This window comes from Cupriavidus sp. 2TAF22, assembly GCF_052115045.1.
Lineage (GTDB): Bacteria > Pseudomonadota > Gammaproteobacteria > Burkholderiales > Burkholderiaceae > Cupriavidus.
Genome location: NZ_JBFRFX010000032.1, coordinates 70,818 through 90,089, shown reverse-complemented (window position 1 = coordinate 90,089; position 19,272 = coordinate 70,818). Strand labels below are relative to the sequence as shown.

The window sequence follows — 19,272 nt, the reverse complement described above, 5'->3', positions numbered from 1 at the left end:
GACTGGCTCCCGAAACCTCGAATCCTTCATCCATGGCCAGGCGACAGATTCGCCGTCAAACACCCAAGGTGGGAGCCCGGTGCCTGAATTGGGCACGCCGGGATCTGTGCGGGGGGTGTCCAGCAATGGGCATTCCTACCGCGATATTCACCTCGGGGACCAACGGCGCCTCTCATGAGATATGAGGATGGGCGCAGAGGCACGCGTTGCCTCCCAATGTTTCCCCCCAGCATGCCCGCATTTCGCCGGCAGCTAACGCGGAGTTCGGGGTTGGATGGGCCTATGATTCCAGCCCGGGGGAGCAGGCAGAACTCATGGCTTCGCCCGTTACCCTCTACACCTCAAAGCCCATCCATTACCGATTGCGCCTCGCCGCCGGAAAGATCGTCGCTATACGAGTCAAACCTACGGCAACCGTCGGCGAATGGCTGCCAATGCAAACTCGGCGGGGAAATTCGGTTTGTTCAGGATGAGGGCGTAAAGCGCCCGCCCTCGCTCGCCGCCTTTGGGCTAGCCCTGGGCTAAACTGGGTCATCGGCGACTTGGCACCTTGCGACGGCAGAGCACCCAAGTCATTGAATTTCAAGAGATATTGCCGACTACCATTATCAACCAGTCGAAACCGACGAGAAGAAGTTAATGCCGATAATTATTCTCGTAACTAGAGCCTCCTCGTACGCGGTAGGGGCCGAGATGCGCAATATAGCCGCCATGCAGGTCCGGCCCAACTACTGCGGTGGTGATCCTCGTTGCTGCTTGGCTGCCAAGATCGCGAGCTGATTGCTAGCGAGCACAGCATGCGGGCTGACGGGGGCTACAGGGCACGTTGGGGCTTGAGGCCTCGCTGTGCCTCGTCCCAGAATCAATCGCATCATCTCGTGACGTTGTCCGCGATCTGTCGAGCGAGCCCGACATGAACGATTGTCAGCTCTCAGCTGTGCGGAACCGCAACGTCCATGGTTGCGACCCACGTTTTCGCCGTCCGCTTGTAGCGCTGCACGAATGCGTTCCGCCTGCACTTCGGTACCCACATTCACGATGCCAGCCCCCGCGTCCGCGCGGATCTGCCGCCGCGGCAGCGCAAGCGTTCGTAATCGCGGCACTCGAGGGGGATGGGCAGGGGACTCGGACGACTGTCGAGCCAGACATTCACCTTTGCTGAGCAGGTGGCGCGATAGCGCGATGCGCCCACACGCATGGATAGCCCGAGATGCGAAACCGGCATGCTAATCGCATGCGGGGCTCGGAACGCCTCGGTCGCCGGGGTGGCGGTAGCCGGCTTGTGCCGCGGTGCACCGAATGGTTGGGGCGGCAGCGTGGTACCCAGTGTGCTAGTCCACAGCAGAGCGGGAAATGCAGGAGCATTCGCCCAACCGCTGCAGCGACACCGTAGCCTGGCCGAGCAACTGCGACGAGATAGAAGCCGGAAAGGTCGTCCTGCAGGAGCTATGAGATCGAGGGTGCCTGGCTTCTGGCTGTTATCGACGTGGCCGCCCGTTCTGCCAGCGACAGATCCGGCTAGACAATGCTCGAGCGCATTTGGCTGCCATCAGCCTCGATGTCGTGTGCGAGGCGTTGGGCTGCGCGGCGGATTTCGGTCCAGCGTACCTGCCCGATGATCGACCGTTTATCGAGCGCTTCTTCGGTACGGTCACCGCAATACTCTCGCGACGGCTCCCCGGGGTGATACGAGGAAAGGATGCGGCGCAGGTCATGCTGAAACGTCTGCGCGATCCGGCCGACTCGTTCAAGCGGCTTGCAGTGGATTACTCGGAAATCGAGAAGGCCGGCCTGTTCGCGGAAACGGCGATTCGCGCATATCGGCTGTCGCCGGACCTGGGGGGGGGGCCTTCAAGTATTCGTCATGCCCGATTGCGGATTGCCAGCCAGCCTGGGACGGAACGCTGCTGCGCTCGTCGAGGATCACCTGTCTTTAGGCTACGACAGTGCACTGTACGGTCATGGCCGCCCTCGAGTCCCTAATGCCGGTAGCGGATGGCGTCGATTACCAAAGTGAGGGCCCTCGAGGATTGCCTGCGGCTTGGATAGTAGGCATGCAGCCCCGGGAATGCCGGACACCAGTTCTCCATGACACTGAGCAAACGGCCTTCACGCACGTGCGGGCCTGCGAGATCCGCGGGAACGAAAGCCAGACCGCAGCCGCTCAGCGCTGCATGAAGCATTTGATATGCGCTATTGAACGTGACTTGCCCGCTGACTCGCGCTTCTATCTCGTCCTCGCCATTGCGGAGTTCCCATGCGTAGATGCCTCCCCCGGCCAACCGGAGCGTGATGCAATTGTGCTTCAGCAGGTCCTGTGGCGAGGATGGAACCGGCCGTTTGTCAAAATAGGCCGGAGCGCCGACGATCATCATGGGTACGTCCGGCGTCAGCCTGACGGCAATCATATCCTTCGCGACCTGGTCGCCAAAGCGCACGCCGATGTCGAAGCGCTCCGCGACGATGTCCAGCATGCGGTATTCGGAATTCATTTCCACGCGCAAGTCCGGGTACTTCGGCAAGATCTCCGCCACGCGCGGCCACAGAACGGTATCGATGACGTGGTCGATGGCGGTGATCCGGATAGTGCCGCTCGGCTTATCGCTAAGCTCGCTCACCGCCTGGATCTCGGCTTCGATTTCCGCCAGGCGGGGTCCCACGTTCTCGATCAGACGATCGCCTGCTTCGGTGGGGGAAACACTCCTCGTGGTCCGGGTCAGAAGCCGGACGCCCAGCCGGGTCTCGAGTCCGCGAACGGCGTGGCTCAGCGCCGACTGAGACATTCCTAGCTTAGCGGCGGCCCGGGTGAAGCTGCGCTCTCTTGCTACTGCCAGAAAAACCAGAATGTCACTAATGTTTTCTCGCGCCATGACTGGTTGCAGATTGGTCTTGAAGATTGCGAACGTTGATCTTAACGGATTTCTTCGGCCCATCAGGCTTGACCGGCAGACAACGACGCTTGATTGATCAATCGCGTTCATAGGGGCATGCGGATCTATCGAGCCCAGGAAGCCACGTTTGCTCCTATGATGAGCACTGCTGCGGAGCGCGGCGAGGCCGCGTCTCTGTCTTCTCTGGTATCCGGGCGATTGCAGGCGGATACGACTCCCATAAGAATATCCCTTGATGGCGCATCGGCCACATTCCATGTGGAGCGACGACGCTCGTCTTGGTTTTGTGATCAAGAAAATGACAACTTCCACCATGCCGCAGGCATCCGGCAAGCGCCAGATTCAAAGCGCGGTAGGATCCATGGCGCTTTGCGTGGCCATGCTGATTGCGTCGGAGTTCATGCCCGTCAGTCTCCTTACGCCGATTGCGCATGACTTGCATGCGACCCAGGGTATGGCGGGCCAGGCGATCTCGGTGTCCGGACTGTTCGCCGTTGTGGCCAGTCTGGGGATCGTACCCGTTTCGGGGCGCTTCGATCGGCGCTATCTGTTGATGGGGACGACGACCCTCATGTTGCTGTCACTGGCAATGATCTCCGTGGCACCAAGCTTTCCGATGCTGATGACAGCGCGCGCCCTGTTGGGGGTCGCGATCGGCGGCTTCTGGGCCTTGTCCACGGCCACGGTAACTCGGCTGGTTCCGGCAGACACGGTCCCCAAAGCGCTCGGCCTGATCTATATGGGTAATGCGGTGGCGACGGCCTTCGCTGCGCCAATTGGCGCCTACGTCGGCGGCATGCTGGGATGGCGCGCCGTTTTTGCCGGTCTCGTGCCGCTGGTGCTGGCAAATCTGGTTTGGCAGGCGAAGAGCCTGCCCGCCATGCCGCCGCGGGCGCCGATCCCGCTTGGCAGGCTCTTTGGACTCCTCAAGCGCCCCCATGTAGCAGTTGGCATGATCGCGGTAATGCTGACTTTTGCTGGCGCGTTTTCCACATTCACCTACATGCGACCGTTCCTGGAGGCGGAAATGGGCCTGGGTTCGGATGCGCTGTCATTGCTGCTCCTGGGCTTGGGCATGGCCGGATTCGTCGGCACTTACCTGGCAGGGGCATTGCTGCAGAAGAATCATCTGTATCGGCTGTTGCGGTGTTTGCCTGTCGCGCTGGCAATGCTGACGCTTGGACTAATGGAATTGGGTCACCTGTTCTGGGGAGCCGCCACCATGATGGTCGGCTGGGGTGCCTTGAATTCGGCAATACCCGTGTGCTGGTCTACCTGGCTGGCAAAGGAAATCAGCGATGAGCCAGAAAGCGGCGGCGGTCTGATGGTGGCAGCAATTCAACTCGCGATAATGATGGGCGGGGCATTTGGAGGCAGCTTGCTGGATCACCTCAATGTGTCCGGTCCGCTGATTGGCGGAGCGATCCTACTCGTCCTGTCGGCCCTCGTTGTCGGCAACGGTACGCGTCTCGCGACCGTGGCGCCCAGGCTGAATACGGTTCCGTGAGAGACCGGCTCGACGCGAGGGCGCTGGTGCCATGCTACGCAGCGGGCGGCGATACCGCTGGCCGTAAGGGTGGGCGCAGCGCGTTTGCCGACGGCGCGCGTTAGCTAGTATGCCTACACCGACGGTGCTCGCGGCGAGTTCGCGATCCAGGAGGCGCTCGATGGCAAGAACGTCGAGTGGATGGAGCACGTCACCGATGAGCAATATCTCTCAGGGCCGCCGCGCGGCGTGGCAAACGGCTGGGTTGCGTCGATTGAATTTCTATTCCACCGAGAACGGAGCCTTATGACCTACTTTCCGAGAATTGCCGCGTGCGTCGCCGCCATGCAGGCTGCGGTTGCCTGCGCCGCTGATCTGCAGGCGGCCACGCCAGCGGCCGCAACCGCCCAGCAGATCGCACGCGTCGGCAGCCAGCCTTCGGCGGCAGGACCTGCCAACTACTTTAGCGGCCAGGCTCGGATCGACCCCGTCTGGCCTGCCGACAAGAATATCAATGCCTCCGGCGGCCTGGTGACCTTTGAGCCCGGCGCGCGCTCGGCCTGGCATACCCACCCTGCCGGGCAGCGCCTGGTAGTGGTCACGGGCGTGGGATTCACGCAGGAATGGGGCAAGCCCATGCAGGAGATCCGCCCCGGCGACGTGGTCTGGTGTCCTCCCGGTGTCAAGCATTGGCACGGCGCCGCGCCAACCACAGCGATGACCCACCTGGCCGTCACAGGCACGGACGATGGAAAGAACGTCACCTGGATGGAGAAAGTCACCGATGAGCAGTACAACGCTCGCTGAACCCCAGATGAAACGCCGCCACGCCGGCGTGCTCGCCGTGGCCCTGAGTTTGGGGCTGGCCACGGCACCGAGCCACGCTGCCCCGAACGCGCAGGAGTCCCAAGAAATGACCCACACACAAAGCACCGCACCAAGTCCGTCTGATACCCTCACTGCGCGGCAGCAGGCCATTGCACCTATCGCCGCCTTCGGCGCAGCGGGTGATATCGCCAAGCTAAACGTGGCCTTGAATCAAGGATTGGACGTGGGGCTGACGGTAACTGATGCCAAGGAGATTCTGGTGCAGCTCTACGCTTACGCTGGTTTTCCGCGCAGCCTCAACGCGCTGGCCGAACTGATGAAGGTGATTGAGGTCCGCAAGCAGCGTGGTATGCAAGACGCGCCGGGCGCCGTGCCCAGCCGCGCCGTGCCCAAGGGCGACGCGTTGCTGGCGGCGGGGACGGCCAACCAGACCAAATTGTCGGGCGCGCCGGTAAAGGGGGCGCTGTTTGATTTCGCGCCTGCCATTGGCGAATATCTCAAGACCCACTTGTTCGGAGACATCTTCGAACGCGACAACCTTGATTGGCAAAGCCGCGAACTGGCCACCGTAGGCATGTTGTCGGCGCTGCCAGGGGCCGAGTCACAATTGCAGGCGCATATGCGCATCAGCATGAATGTTGGGCTCACGGCTGGCCAGTTGCGCCAGCTCACCCAGGTCCTGGCCGACCGCGTGGATGCAGGGACTGCCGGCCGCGCGCGCGAGGCGTTGGCGCGGCACCTGGACTCTGCGTCCGGGCCAAAGTGAACAGGAAAGCCACAAGGAAAAGGCGGCGATCCGATGGGCGGACCGTCGCCTTCCTGGTGCCACATTCCGTAACTAGGTTGAATAATTATCGGGCTGCAGATACGGCGCAGGAGCGCGAAACCTCTGGAGGCGCTAGGTAGAACGTGCCGCGAGCCTGCAAACCGGAAAACGAGAAGGCGGCAGGGAAGGACCGCGCCTTCCCAAATCCAGGTCAGGCCGCCTGGGACGCGGTAGCCTCGGGATTCGAGGGTTTCACGTCACGGAAGCGAGTGCCTGTCTCTGCAACTTCCTGGAGAAGCCTGGCGGGGCGCCAGCGTTTCCCATACAACGCGTGCCACTTCGAGACTTCCCGATAGATGACAGGGGCACCGATGGTATCGGCCCAGAACATCAGACCACCTCTGTGCCGTGGGAACCCGAATCCAAACAGCCACATGACGTCGATGTCGCTCGATCTGTAGGCTTTGCCATCCTCAAGGATCTTGCAGGCTTCGTTTACCGACGCGAAGAGTACACGATGAAGGATCTCTTCATCGGAGAACTGGCGCTGGACGATTCCGAACTCCTTCGCGATATCGGCAATAACCTGCTTAACTACATCGTCCACGATCGGGGTACGGTCGCCGTTCTCATACCGGTACCAGCCGGCTCCCGTCTTCTGCCCCTTTCTGCCCATCTCGACCAAGCGGTCAGGCACGTGAAGCTTCCTGAACTCAGGGTCTGCTGCAGCGCGGCGCTTTCGGCCTTCGTAACTCACATCAAGGCCGGAGATATCGTTGACGGCGAATGGACCCTTCGGATACCCGAACTGCTCCATTACGCTGTCGATTTGCTCCGGAGTCGCACCCTCCTCAAGCATGAGCATCATCTCAGCCATCATGGGGGCGCGGCTTCGATTGGCGACGAATCCATCGCAAGATCCAGCCACAGCACAAACCTTGCCGATGGCGCGGCCCATTTCCATCGTGCGTGCGATAGTCGCGGGGACCGTTCGCGGCCCCTTTACGACCTCGCACAGCTTCATGACGTTAGCGGGAGCGAAGAAGTGTGCCCCGGCAACCTCGCCCGGGCGAGAAGTAGCATCGGCGATCAGGTCAATATCGATTGCCGACGAATTTGTGAGCAAGAGCGCGCCAGGCTTGAGCGCAGCATCCAGGCGACGGAACACGTCTTGCTTGACGTCCAGACGTTCAAAGACCGCCTCAATCCCGACGTCGCAGTCGGAAATCGCGTTGTACTCCTGGACTCCTTCGATAAGGACCAGGCGCCGATCCATCTCAGGCTGCGTGAGACTGCCTCTCCTAACTTTTGTGGCATAGGTGTCGGTGATGCGCTTCAGTCCAAGTTCCAATGCCTCAGCGCTTGTCTCAAGAACTTTGACGGGAATGCCTGCATCTGCAAAACACATCGCGATGCCACCGCCCATGGTGCCGGCGCCAATGATGGCAGCCCGTCTAATCGGCGCCATGCTCGATGTGACTACGTCGGGCACCTTTCTGGCCTCGCGTTCGGCGAAGAATGCGTAACGCAAAGCCTTTGCTTCGGGGGAGTTCTCAAGCTCTGCGAAGGCTTGCTCTTCAACAGCCATTCCTTCATCAAAGCTGAGCCGCGCCGCGGCCTCGACACATTCAATCGCCTTGCTGGGGGCGGGCAGCAATCGACCTTTCTTTCCTTCCGAGTTTCTCGCATCGGCAACAATGGTTCCAAGGTCCTCTTCCCTAAACTCGACGTTTCGATCTCTGAGACGGGGCAGGGGACGTTCGGCGGAGATCGCCTTCGCAAAGTCTATTGCTGACCGGCGCAGATCTCCTTGTGGTACCAATGTGTCTACGACCCCGATTCGCTCAGCCTCTTCCGCGCTGATGGGGCGACCGCCAACAATCATTTGAAGTGCCTTCTTCGGCCCCACCAGGCGTGGAAGCCGCTGTGTGCCACCACCACCAGGGATGACTCCCAATGTGACTTCGGGCAAGCCGAGCTTTGCACCGGCTGTGGCCACGCGGTAGTGGCAAGCCAGGGCGTGCTCGAGCCCGCCGCCCAGCGCATAACCTTGTATTGCTGCAACGACGGGCTTGGCACTGCTATCAATGGCGGCCGTGCTGGTACGGGTTGAGACCGAACGAGCTTGACCGAACTGGCGAATGTCCGCTCCGGCGATGAAGTTCTTTCCTTCCCCGATAAGTACGATGGCTACGACACTGTCGTCACCATTCGCTCTCTCCAACGAGGCGATCATTCCTTCTCGCATACCGGGAGCGAGCGCATTGACCGGTGGGTTGTCGACAGAAATCACCGCGATTCCGTCTTCCACACCATAGTGCACCAATTCTGTCTGTGTCATTCAGGCCTCTCTACTGTGTACATCACCGGACCGTTCTCTGTGCCGCCGGTTCAGGATAGGTTCCGGTATCAGCGGTTCTCTCGCGGGTACTCGAGGACAAGTGCTTCCAGCCCTTCCGAACCTGCCCGGATCGCGAACTTCTCTTCAGTAGGCTGGACGACGACCATAGACCAGAGAGGCAACTCCTCCGATTCGTGGCGGAGGCTGCCGTTGGCAACAAAGAGGTAGTACCCGGCGGCGCGCTTTGGATCTGGGCCTTCGATCTGCATGTCTGCGCCCAATCGAACCACACGCGCTCGCATACCGTCATCCTCATCGTCAAACAGCGTATCCCATGCAGCCTCCGTACGCGCCTTGAGTACGGGAGCAGTGGAAAAACGGACGGGTTCCGAATGCAGATGCCGACGCTTGCTTGGTTGCAACTTATCGCGATAGCCCGGCTTGTCCAGATATACCGGCTCAGAGTTTCCGGTGTACATCCGCATGGCGACGAACGACAAGCCGTGAGGACCGGCGGTAATCGGGCCGTACGCAGTGTGATGATCCTTGAACTGCACCGTCAACGGCTCGATCGTTTGCCCGCGAGTACCAATTGTTCCCGATCCGGCGACGAAGAGTTGGAACATCGTAACGCCGTGAAAGTGAGGAACGATCGCTTCATTCGCGTCAAGCTCAGACATCGTCGCCTGGGGGCCAACGCCGTCCGAGTTCGACGAGCGCGGACCAAAGAAAACCGTGCCCCAATGCCTATTGCCGGTACCAGGGGACACGATAACGCTGCGCTGTGCAAGCGCGTCGCTGCCGCTACGGGTGTAGATCATCTGCAACTCTCCATGGGTAAAAGACAGATCGCGCTTCTGCGCTGGTCGGCAAATCGCAGACCGTGCAATCATCCTAGCACGAGTTTTACCGAATAGCACAGGTTCCGACTAGTGGAACAGTGCGACGAGCCGCTTCCGCCACTACAGGTTCCGAACATCGGAACGTATTCCGAAAATATTGACGTGGGTCGAGGGCGGGTCTACAGTTCGCTTCATGGCGCCACTGCTTTCGATGCGGCGTCCCCACTCGAGAACCTGCAGGGATGACCCAGGCGTCGCGGGTTACACCACCATCACTTTGGGAAGTCCTCTCCCCTTACCGTATGAGCAAATTCAAGTTTCTTTTTGAGCCGCGGTCGATCGCTGTTGTGGGCGTTTCGGATGACGCTAACCGCCCTGGCTCGCAGGTTGTGCGTGCCTTGGTCAAGAATGGGTACGCCGGAAAGATCTATCCCGTGAACCCGAAGTACGAAGTATTTGACGGGCACAAGTGCTTCGCATCGGTACTCGATGTCGAGGAGGATGTCGATCTCGTCGTTATTGGTGTCCCAGCGCAGGCGGCCGTGGCAGTGCTTGAAACTTGTGCGAAGAAACAAGTCAAGTTTGTGGTGATTCTCAGTGGCGGCTTCCGCGAGAGCGGACCCGAGGGGATCGCATTGGAACAGCGGATGCTGAAGATTGCGCGAGAAGCCGGGATCCGCATCCTGGGACCGAACTGCCTTGGCTTTGCCAACATCCACGACGGCGTGTATGCGGCGTTCGGCAGTATCACTCGCGAGCCGAAGCTGAAGAAGGGTGGCGTATCGCTTGTCACACAAAGTGGCGGATTCGGCTACAGCATCGCGCTAGGTTGCGCTGCAGCCGGAATCGGCTTCAGGCACGTTCTTGCAACTGGCAATGAGAGCGACATCGATACCGTTCAGCTGATTGACGCGTTGCTCGACGATGAGGAGACCCGTGTCATTGTTGCGTACATCGAAGGAACTCGCGATGGACGGGCCCTCCTCGAAGTTGGCCGACGCGCACTGTCGATGGGGAAGCCGATTCTCCTGTGGAAGGCGGGCATTACCGAGCAAGGTGCCAAGGCTGCAGCCTCGCATACAGCGAGCATGACCGGAAGCTACGACTTCTATAAGGCCCTGTTCGCCCAGAGCGGAATCATCGAGATCCGCGAAATTCACCAGGCGGTCGACTTCCTCAAAGCCTTGGAAGGCAACAAGACCCCCGAGGGTACCGGCGTTGCGGTGCTCGGCGTGTCCGGTGGGTCCGCCATTGTATTCGCGGACGCCGGTGAGCCCGATGGCGTGATGCTCTGCGAACTGACGGAGGAGACGCAATCCCGTCTGCAAACCGTGATCTCAAGCATCGGTGCTGTCCACAATCCCGTCGATCTGACCGCCGGCTACTTCTCGCCGGCCAATCGTGACAAATTGGAAACTGTGCTGCAGGCCGTTCTGGACGATTCGAATGTCGATGCGGTATGCGTCAACCTTGCGACGACGGGGAAAGCGGGCTGCCAGGCAGCAGCGGAAGTCATGGCACGCGTCGTCCAAACGACGAGTAAGCCATTGCTGGTGTTCTCGTCTGCACCCCGAGATCTGGTCGGTGACGCGTTCGCTGTGTTCGAGTCCGCGCGGATCCCTGTCTTCCCGTCGCCATCCCGTGCCGCACATGCCATGGCGATGTTGGCGAACTACCGCGCAGCGCAACGTCGACAGCAACATAAGCCTGAGACTTCTCCTGGAGCGCGGGCGGCAACTTCGTCGGTGGCCGAGGCGGATCTGGCATCTCTATCCGAGACCGATGCCAAGCGAATCCTTCGTCAGGCCGGAATTCCCGTCTCCAATGACGTCATTGTGCACAGCAGCGAGGAAGCAGACATCTTTGAAAAGATGCGAGCGCCTCTGGTCGTAAAGATAGTGTCCCCGGATATCGCCCACAAGACTGAGGTGGGCGGCGTAAAGATCGGCATTCGGACGCGTGAGGAACTCGCGACGGCGATCTCCTCCGTCTTGGAAAACGCAAAGCAGAAGGCACCGAATGCTCGCATTACCGGGGCGCTCGTTACCGAAATGATTCAGGGCGGCTTCGAGTTGATTGCCGGCGTTGTCAATGACCCGGTATTCGGCCCGGTCGTGGTCGTAGGGGCGGGCGGTATCTACGCCGAGTTGCTTGGCGATACCGCGTGTCGAATTGCGCCCTTCGACGTGGAGACGGGGCGCGAGATGATCAACAGTCTTAAGTGCCGGCGAATCCTGGCTGGTGCCCGCGGTGGCAAGCCTTTGGACACCGAGGCGGCCGCAAAAGCCCTGGCTGCCCTGTCGCAGTTCGCGTGGTCCAACCGCGAGCGCGTAGCGGAAGTTGATATCAACCCGCTGTTTGTACTTCCGGAGGGAGTTGTGGCTGCAGATGCTGTGATTATCCCTGTAACGCCGTCCGTTTCCGAATGACGGGCCAACGGTTTCTTGATGGGGCATGAGGATAAGACAATATGACTGAAGTACTGATGGAGACACAGTCGCTCCCCGTGACCTTCGTACCGAACGGACCCACCCTTGACGTGGGTTCCACGGAGCCGATACTCCAGGCAGCTATGCGGAATGGCTATCCACTTCCTCACAGTTGCAGAAACGGAATCTGTGGCTCGTGCAAGGCACGCATTGTGGCTGGCGAAGTAGACCATGGAGAATCGTCGGCATCTGCGTTGAGCGAAAAGGAGCGAGGGGATGGATATGCGCTGCTTTGCCAGGCAACGCCCAAGACGCCGGTGACAGTCGAATGTACGATACTGGAAGAGACCAAAGGCATTCCATTCGTTCGACTGCCATGCAGAGTCCACGAGCTGGAAAAATTGGCCGATGACGTCATGATGATTCGGCTGCGCTTGCCGGCAAACAAGACCCTGGAATTTCTGCCCGGCCAGTACATCAATATCGTCGCACCCGGCGGCATTCGCCGTAGCTTGTCGGTCGCCAGCGTTGATGCGGGCGATGGCGTTATCGAACTGCATCTTCGCAACTACGGCGGCCCGTTCAGCAAGCTCGTCTTTCAGAACATGAAGACCAACGACTTGCTACGTATCGAGGGCCCACAGGGAGCGTTCTTTATCCGGGAAAAGAGCGTCAAGCCGATTATCTTCGTAGCAAGTGGAACCGGTTTCGCGCCCGTCAAGGCGATGATCGAGAGCGAGGCGCGCAAGAAGCACGGCCGGAAGATGACGCTGTATTGGGGTGGACGGCGCCCGCAAGACCTCTATCTGGCGCAACTCGCTCAGGAATGGGTCACGAAATTTGGGCTGACATACGTTCCCGTTGTATCAGACGCTCAACCTGCGGACAACTGGAATGGGCGGACCGGTTTTGTGCACCAGGCTGTCATGGAGGACTTCCCTGATTTGTCGGGGCACCAAGTCTATGCGTGCGGGGCTCCGGTAGTCGTGCAATCGGCCCGTGATGACTTCACGGCGACTTGTCAGCTACCGACGGACGAGTTCTACGCAGACATCTTTGTACCTGGTGGGGTCAAGGGATCCTGACGGGCGCATACCAGAAACGGACGAGAGAGACACAATGGAAGCACGAGAGGAAAACCTCATCATCGAGCTCAAGGACGAGCAACTCGTCATTACCATCGACAGGGCGCAGAAGGCGAATGCCTTGACGGTGGCGATGATGCAGGCGATTGCCGGGACGATTCAGGAGAGTGCCAAGGATGCGTCAGTGAAATCCATCGTCCTCACGGGCAGCGGTGAGAAAGTCTTCTGCGCGGGCGTTGATGTCCGCGAACTGCCGCCGGATGGAGATATCGCGAAACAGAAGGAGCGGCGGTCGCTGGCTCTTGCCGCATTGCAGGACACTGTTCTGGATACAGGAATTCCAGTGATTTGCGCCCTGAACGGGATCGCCAGCGGAGCGGGTGCAATGGTTGCGCTGCTAGCCGATGCATGTGTCGCTGCGGACAGCGCTGCGCTGTCGCTTCCTGAGATTGACCTTGGAATTGCCACCTTTTCCGGGGCAAGCATGCTGGAAGCGATTGGCGGGCGGGCTCTGGCCAAAGACATGATCCAGAGCGGACGGCGCATGTCTGCAAATGAGGCTATTAGTCGAGGACTGATCAACACGGTGACCTCCGCTAATGAGCTTGTTGAGCGCGCCCTCAAGGAGGCCAGGAAGCTTGGTGAGCGTGATAGGGCGGCCTTCGCCAATAACAAGCGATGGCTCAATCGGAAGATCAAGGTAGCAATTGACGAAGCACGTGCCGAGCACGCCATGCATCGACAGGCTGCAGCGCGGTAATTGCCCAACGAGCTGCAAAAGACAATGCGCATATTGTGAGGACGGAAAGTGGCAGACCTTGAGATTGAAATCGTTGACCGCGTCTTGGTGGCGCGGCTCAACCGGCCAGAGAAGAAGAACGCGCTGAGCGAAGAGATGCTTGCACTATTGCGCGAAGCTCTCCGCGATGCGGACCATGATCCCGGCATTGGTTGCGTGGTGATTACAGGCGCTGGAGATGCGTTCTGTTCCGGCGGGGACCTTGGTCGCCGCTCTGCCGAGGCTGGAGACCCCACGCCGCTCGAGCGCAAGCAGCGACTTCAGAACGTGACGCACCAGGTCGCGTTGGCCATTGAGGACTTCGAGAAGCCCCTGATAGCGGCTATAAATGGAGCGGCCGTTGGCGCTGGCATGGATTTATCGCTCCAGTGCGACCTGCGATTCGCGGGAGCATCGGCTCGCTTCGCCGAAGCATACGTCCGCGTCGGGCTGTTGCCGGGGAATGGGGGTTGTTATCTATTGCCGCGGCTGGTTGGGCCTTCCAGGGCACTAGAGTTGCTTTGGACTGGAGACTTCGTGTCGGCCGAAGAGGCTCACCGCCTTGGGATCGTCAATCGCGTGTTTCCGGACGACAAGCTGTTTGATGAGACACTTGCGTTCGCAAGCAGGCTTGCCGATGGCCCGCCGATTCAACTCAGGGAGATCAAGAAGCTGATGTACCAAGGTCTCCGCACGGACTTCCGCACGAGTCTCGAATCCGTGTCTGCGCACATGGCCGTCATTCAGTCGACCCGGGATTACAAGGAGGCAATCCAAGCGTACAAGGAGAAACGGAAGCCCAAGTTCGAAGGCTTCTAGGAACTGCGCAAAGGAACCAGCCAATCCAAACGGAAGAGCACCCCTCAGACAATCTGATCTGAACGGCGACTCGAATAACGATACCCCGACAAAACCCGATTGGAGGAGACGCCATGACTAAACGATCCGCCCTCATTTACATCGCAGGTTTGGCTTGTGCATTCGGTGCGCTTTCGCAGGCGCAGGCCCAGCAACCTGACTATCCCAACAAGCCTATTCGCATGATTGTAGGCGTCGCCGCCGGCGGAGGCGCAGACTTCATTGCGAGAATCTTGGCGCAGGAGGTTGGAAAGAGCCTTGGCCAGCCTATCGTAGTGGAGAACCGACCTGGAGCTGGGGGTAACATTGCTGCCGAGTTTGTCGCAAGGTCCCCCGCGGACGGGTACACGTTGCTCATGGCAAACTCGAGTCACGCCATCAATGTGAATCTGTACCACAACCTCCGATTTGATGCGCTGAAAGACTTCGCTCCCATCTCCCAGGTAACCGCGAACTATTTCTTTCTGGCTGTCAACCCGGCAGTGCCAGTCAAATCGGTGGCAGAGCTGGTGGGCTATGCGAAGTCCAAGAACGGTGCAATGAGCTATGCATCGGCCGGGAACGGACAGGGTGCCCATCTTGGCATGGAGTTGTTCAAGAAGGTGGCACACATGGATGCGGTCCACGTGCCGTATAACGGAACGGCTCCGTCACTTGCCGCAGTTCTTGGTCACACGGTCGATGTTGCGTTGTTGACCCCACCAGCGACGCTGCCCAACGCCGCTGCGAAGAAGCTGCGCGTGATCGCGGTAACTGGTCCGCGGCGGTCCGCTTCACTTCCGGATGTGCCGACGATTGCGGAGTCGGGCTATCCTGGCTTTGAAGTTAACAACTGGCAGGGCCTGCTGGCTCCTGCGGGGACGCCTGCAGACATCATCGCAAAGTTAAATCAGGCAACAGTCAAGGCACTCAAACAGCCTGCAGTTGTGAAACAGTTAGAGACCGCCGGTACCGAGCCGGTGGGGTCCAGTCCGGAAGAGTTCAAGCGCTTCCTGGCCGCCGAGGTTTCGAAGTGGGGTAAGGTCATCGAGCAGTCTGGTGCCAAGGCCGACTGAGCGCCTGCAATCCGCCACCAGGCGAACAACATCTACACACTAGTTCTAACCATGATGGAAGCGTCACAGTCGCAATTGCAAAGTTCTCCTGCAAAGGTCGTAGGCTTCATTGGGCTGGGCGCCATGGGCGGGCCAATGGTGCTTCGCCTGCTTGACCAGGGATTCGCGGTCTACGTGCATGACCTGAACACGGAAGCGCTGGACGCCGCAGTTCAGGCTGGCGCTTTCCCGTGCGATGGAGCTGCGGAGGTCGCGAGTCGTGTGCAGCTTATTTTCACCTGCCTGCCATCGCTTCGTGCACTCGAAGCTGTCTTCTTCGGCGATCGGGGTGTGGTGCACGGTAAATCTGTTCGCGTAGTGGTCGACCTCTCCACGACTGGCCCAGAGTTTGCCCGGGAGGCCGCGCAGCGATTCGAACAGTCCGGAATTGCGCTTCTTGATGCACCCATTACGGGGAACGTTGTTACCGCTGGGAATGGCAAGCTCGGCATCATGTGTTCCGGCCCTGCAAAAGCCTTCTCGCTGGCGGAGGCCGCCATGCTACCGCTGGCAGGCTCTACTCTGCTGTATCTGGGGGAGAAGACCGGAAGGGCACAAACGCTGAAGCTTCTGAATAACCTTGTCTCGGCGTCTGGCATGGCTGCAACCTGCGAGGCATTCGTGCTGGGGGTCAAGGCGGGCCTGGATCCGGAAGCAATGCTTGATGTCATCAATTCAGGTGCTTCGAGCACGAACGCCAGTCGAAACAAGTTCAGGCGTGCAGTCCTCGGGCGATCCTTCGACTACGGGGCGCGGATGGCTATCACCGCCAAGGACATCACCCTCGCGGTCGAGGAAGCCGGAAACTTCGGTGTGCCAACCTGGGTATCGCGATCTGTGCAGCAGCTTTGGCGGTACGCGGTTTCCCAGGGCGGTGCAGAACGCGACGGTACGGCGCTGATCACCTATCTGGAGCCTTGGGCTGGCGTTACGGTGAAAGGGGCGGCAGAAAGCACTTCGCCGGTGAGTTCCGCAGGTTCAGAGGAACGGAAGGCGGTCTTCGGGAGCGTCGCCGTGGTTTGCTGCCCGGAGAATCTCGATACTTGGACGGCAAAGTTGAACGCAGCAGGATGGGGATTTGACGTAAGCGCCGGACCTCTGGAAATAGCGGGCACATCTGAATCAGACCGGAGCCTTGAAAGGCGCTCCTGCGTTGTCGTTGTGGCTCACGAAAATGACGTCGGGGGAACACTCTCGTCATTGCTGGTTGGCGGCTCCGAAAAGTGGTGTGTGCTAAATACGTGCATGGTGCCAAGGGAAGTGGCGGTAGAACTGGCCACACAGTTGACGAACGCCGGGCACTATTACCTGGATGCACCTATGGTGCCCGCCTGGGCTTCAGCCGCGGAAGCGGGTTGGAGGGCTGTAGTTGGCGGAGATGGGTCTGCCCTTATCCATATAACTCCCATGCTGGATGCGGTCGCCTCAAAGATTTGTCATTTTTCGAGCCGCGCAGGCGACGCTCAGCTGATGGTTGCTATTGACGAGGCTTTGTCAGCGACGCTTCTTGCAGTTGGTTGCGAATCTTACGTGACCGGCGCAAAAGCAGGGCTTGAGCCACTCACCATGGCAAAGATCCTCGGCATCGAAACGGGTCGGACAACGGCGAGTGCGACCATCATCCCCGAGCAGGTTGCAACCCGAAAGTTCGCGTACGGTAAGTCGATCGAGGGTGCGCATCGGATGCTCCGCTTTGTCTGCGACGAGGCTTCCAGCTTGGGCGTGACGCCGTGGGTGTTTGAGTCAACCAGACTGCTTTTCGGACTTGCGAATGCTCAACAGGCGTATGGCGACGATGTGAGTGAACTGATTCGATACTACGAGGGCTGGGCTGGCGTGGAAGTGCGCCAAGGACTCTCGGAAATCAAAACTGAGCAGACGCAAGGCTGACCAGGGTCGTGGCAGACTCGCTCCCTTGTGCTGACTAACAGCAACTCTCTCCGTTCTCCCTATCTCATGTCCTACGTACCGGAATTCCGCGGGAATATGCCCCGCTCACTCGATGAGCTCGCCGCTTGGGTTTCGCCGCTTCGTGAAGAAGCCATCGAGCCCGAGCTACCAATTATCGATCCGCATCATCATCTGTTTGACGACGAACGCGGGCGGTTTCTTGCCGATGAACTCCTGGCAGAGATCGAAGCGGGAACGAATATCGTTGGAACGGTCTTCGTTCAATACAAGTCCTCTTACCGTAAGGATGGCCCAGAGCCGCTGAAGCCTGTTGGTGAAGTCGAGTTTGCAACCAGGATTGGTGAGGAATGTGAAATGCTTGGCGGGAAGCTAGCCAAGTTTTGCAGTGGCATTGTCGCTCATGCCGACCTCATGCTTGGTGACGAGGTCGAGCAGGTACTTCAGGCCATGGCCGTTGCGGGCAAGGGAAGGCTGAAGGGGATTCGACACGGCGCGACCTGGGATGCCGGCGCTGCGGGGTATGGTCGCAGCTTTGCCCCGCGCCATGTGATGCGAGAGGCGCGGTTCCAAGATGGTTTCGCACAGTTGTCTCGCTACGGACTCGCGTTTGATGCTTGGCTTTTCTATCATCAACTGGATGATCTCGTCATGTTGCTGGAGCGTCATTCGGAAGTCAGTGTGGTGCTCGACCACTGCGGCGGCATTCTTGGCTTGCCGCCTCATCTCGACCGGACGGCGGTATTCCGGGAGTGGCGTGCGAAGCTTCAGCGCCTGGCCCAGTTTCCCAACGTGACGGTAAAGGTTGGTGGATTGGGCATGCTCTATACAGGGTGGGACTTTCATGTGCGCCACGCGCCACCTACGTCATTGGAGCTGGCTGGCGCGTGGAAGCCCTATGTTCTCGAGTGCATTGAGACATTCAGTCCGGGCCGTTGTATGTTTGAGAGCAATTTCCCGGTCGATAAACAGAGCTGCAGCTACACCTCCCTCTGGAACGCATTCAAGCGGATCGTCCAGGGTTGTTCCGCCGCCGAGAAGCGTGCCCTGTTTCACGACAACGCGTTTCGCGTGTATGGACTCGGAAGCGGACACCCCGAGCACGCATGCTAGCGGGGGTGGCGCCTGCCGCTACTTGCCCGGTGTGCGCTGGTGTACCATGTCGGCATTCATGTTTCTGACGGGATAGTTTCCTTATGATGCGTTCGGTGCAGCGTATTCTCGCCGTTTTTGAAAGTTTCTCGGCCGACCGGAGCAGCCTGTCGTTGCAGGAGATCGCCGACCGCATAGAGTTGCCCAAGTCGACGACGTTTCGCATCGTACAGAGCCTCGAACAGGCCGGCTATCTGGTACGACTCGAGGACCAGGAATATTGCCTCTCTTTCCGTTTCACGCAACTCGCTGGCTTGGTTAAGAGCACGTTGGGGATAAGGGAAATCGCGCGCCCGGTCTTGGTTGAGCTTGCTGAAAAGACGAAAGAGACGGTGTCAATTCATACGGTGAACGGTCAGAACCGCGTCTGCATCGACGCGGTATCAACGGGGGCGTCGCCTTTGCGTGCAGTTGTGCAGGCGGGGGAGCAGGTTCCCTTGCTCGCGGGATCGGCATCCAGGGTCTTAATGGCTTATATGGATAAGTCGGAGCTCAACCCAATTGTTACCTCGGCTGCGCGGGCACTGAAGAAAACGAAGGCAGAACTTTTGTCAGAGTTGGAAGACGTCCGGGAACACGGCTTCTCTGTCTCTCATGGCGAAAGGCTGCTTGGTATTTCTGCTGTATCGGCGCCGATTAAAGATGTGAACGATCAGGTGCTCTATTGCATCTCCGTCGGTGCCCCGACGGTACGGATGCAAATGCATGAGAAGGAGTTCACGAAGCTGGTGATCTCCGCTGCGGCAACCATTTCTCGCCAGTTTGGCGGACGCGCCTGAAAGGTCTGGCGCATAGGTACGCGCCAGACCTTCCA

14 protein-coding genes and 1 pseudogene are annotated in these 19,272 nt (G+C 59.4%); 12 read left to right on the top strand and 3 right to left on the bottom strand.

Going from position 1 to position 19,272, the window contains the following annotated elements:
* Positions 1 to 1,979: 1,979 nt before the first annotated feature.
* Positions 1,980 to 2,870 carry a LysR family transcriptional regulator gene (locus tag AB4Z48_RS30170; RefSeq protein WP_441620807.1) on the bottom strand — a complete coding sequence of 297 codons (891 nt, stop codon included), beginning with the start codon at positions 2,868 to 2,870 and terminating at the stop codon, positions 1,980 to 1,982.
* A 277-nt stretch (positions 2,871 to 3,147) separates the two neighbouring features.
* Between AB4Z48_RS30170 and AB4Z48_RS30165 the strand changes: the two genes are divergently transcribed.
* The 4 genes and pseudogenes from AB4Z48_RS30165 (at position 3,148) to AB4Z48_RS30150 (ending at position 5,971) form a co-directional block, all read left to right on the top strand.
* Entirely contained in the window at positions 3,148 to 4,398 is a 1,251-nt protein-coding gene (locus AB4Z48_RS30165; RefSeq protein ID WP_441620797.1) for an MFS transporter, read from the top strand.
* Positions 4,399 to 4,524: 126 nt separating this feature from the next.
* A pseudogene (locus AB4Z48_RS30160) lies at positions 4,525 to 4,617 on the top strand ((R)-mandelonitrile lyase); the annotation flags it as partial.
* Between the two features lie 66 nt (positions 4,618 to 4,683).
* The gene (locus tag AB4Z48_RS30155; RefSeq protein WP_441620805.1) at positions 4,684 to 5,184 is read left to right on the top strand and encodes a (R)-mandelonitrile lyase; all 501 of its coding nucleotides are present in this window, start codon (positions 4,684 to 4,686) and stop codon (positions 5,182 to 5,184) included.
* Positions 5,162 to 5,971, top strand: a complete 810-nt coding sequence (locus AB4Z48_RS30150; protein ID WP_441620795.1) for a carboxymuconolactone decarboxylase family protein — start codon at positions 5,162 to 5,164, stop codon at positions 5,969 to 5,971. The genes AB4Z48_RS30155 and AB4Z48_RS30150 overlap by 23 nt, the downstream gene beginning before the upstream one ends.
* Before the next feature lie 211 nt (positions 5,972 to 6,182).
* Here AB4Z48_RS30150 and AB4Z48_RS30145 read toward each other — a convergent pair whose 3' ends face one another.
* Together AB4Z48_RS30145 and AB4Z48_RS30140 are read right to left on the bottom strand one after the other, a co-directional pair.
* Positions 6,183 to 8,312 (bottom strand): 3-hydroxyacyl-CoA dehydrogenase NAD-binding domain-containing protein, encoded by a 2,130-nt coding sequence (locus AB4Z48_RS30145; protein ID WP_441620793.1) that lies wholly within the window; start codon positions 8,310 to 8,312, stop codon positions 6,183 to 6,185.
* 68 nt (positions 8,313 to 8,380) lie between these two features.
* The gene (locus AB4Z48_RS30140) at positions 8,381 to 9,133 is read right to left on the bottom strand and encodes a hypothetical protein (protein WP_441620791.1); all 753 of its coding nucleotides are present in this window, start codon (positions 9,131 to 9,133) and stop codon (positions 8,381 to 8,383) included.
* A gap of 323 nt (positions 9,134 to 9,456) precedes the next feature.
* On the opposite strand from AB4Z48_RS30140, the gene AB4Z48_RS30135 reads away from it, so the two are divergent.
* From AB4Z48_RS30135 to AB4Z48_RS30100, 8 genes are all read left to right on the top strand, one after another.
* Entirely contained in the window at positions 9,457 to 11,583 is a 2,127-nt protein-coding gene (locus AB4Z48_RS30135) for an acetate--CoA ligase family protein (protein WP_441620789.1), read from the top strand.
* Between the two features lie 41 nt (positions 11,584 to 11,624).
* Positions 11,625 to 12,668: a CDP-6-deoxy-delta-3,4-glucoseen reductase gene (locus AB4Z48_RS30130; protein ID WP_441620787.1), complete on the top strand. Its 1,044-nt coding sequence runs from the start codon at positions 11,625 to 11,627 to the stop codon at positions 12,666 to 12,668.
* Positions 12,669 to 12,702: 34 nt separating this feature from the next.
* Entirely contained in the window at positions 12,703 to 13,428 is a 726-nt protein-coding gene (locus AB4Z48_RS30125) for an enoyl-CoA hydratase/isomerase family protein (RefSeq protein WP_441620785.1), read from the top strand.
* Positions 13,429 to 13,476: 48 nt separating this feature from the next.
* A complete protein-coding gene (locus AB4Z48_RS30120) occupies positions 13,477 to 14,265 on the top strand; it encodes an enoyl-CoA hydratase/isomerase family protein (protein ID WP_441620783.1) in 789 nt (262 codons plus the stop codon).
* Positions 14,266 to 14,378: 113 nt separating this feature from the next.
* Entirely contained in the window at positions 14,379 to 15,359 is a 981-nt protein-coding gene (locus AB4Z48_RS30115; RefSeq protein WP_441620781.1) for a Bug family tripartite tricarboxylate transporter substrate binding protein, read from the top strand.
* A gap of 51 nt (positions 15,360 to 15,410) precedes the next feature.
* Positions 15,411 to 17,288, top strand: coding sequence for an NAD-binding protein (locus tag AB4Z48_RS30110; protein WP_441620780.1), 1,878 nt, complete (start codon positions 15,411 to 15,413; stop codon positions 17,286 to 17,288).
* A 66-nt stretch (positions 17,289 to 17,354) separates the two neighbouring features.
* Entirely contained in the window at positions 17,355 to 18,419 is a 1,065-nt protein-coding gene (locus tag AB4Z48_RS30105) for an amidohydrolase family protein (protein WP_441620778.1), read from the top strand.
* Between the two features lie 83 nt (positions 18,420 to 18,502).
* Complete coding sequence (locus AB4Z48_RS30100) at positions 18,503 to 19,237, top strand: IclR family transcriptional regulator (RefSeq protein ID WP_441620776.1); 735 nt, start codon at positions 18,503 to 18,505, stop codon at positions 19,235 to 19,237.
* Positions 19,238 to 19,272 lie beyond the last annotated feature (35 nt).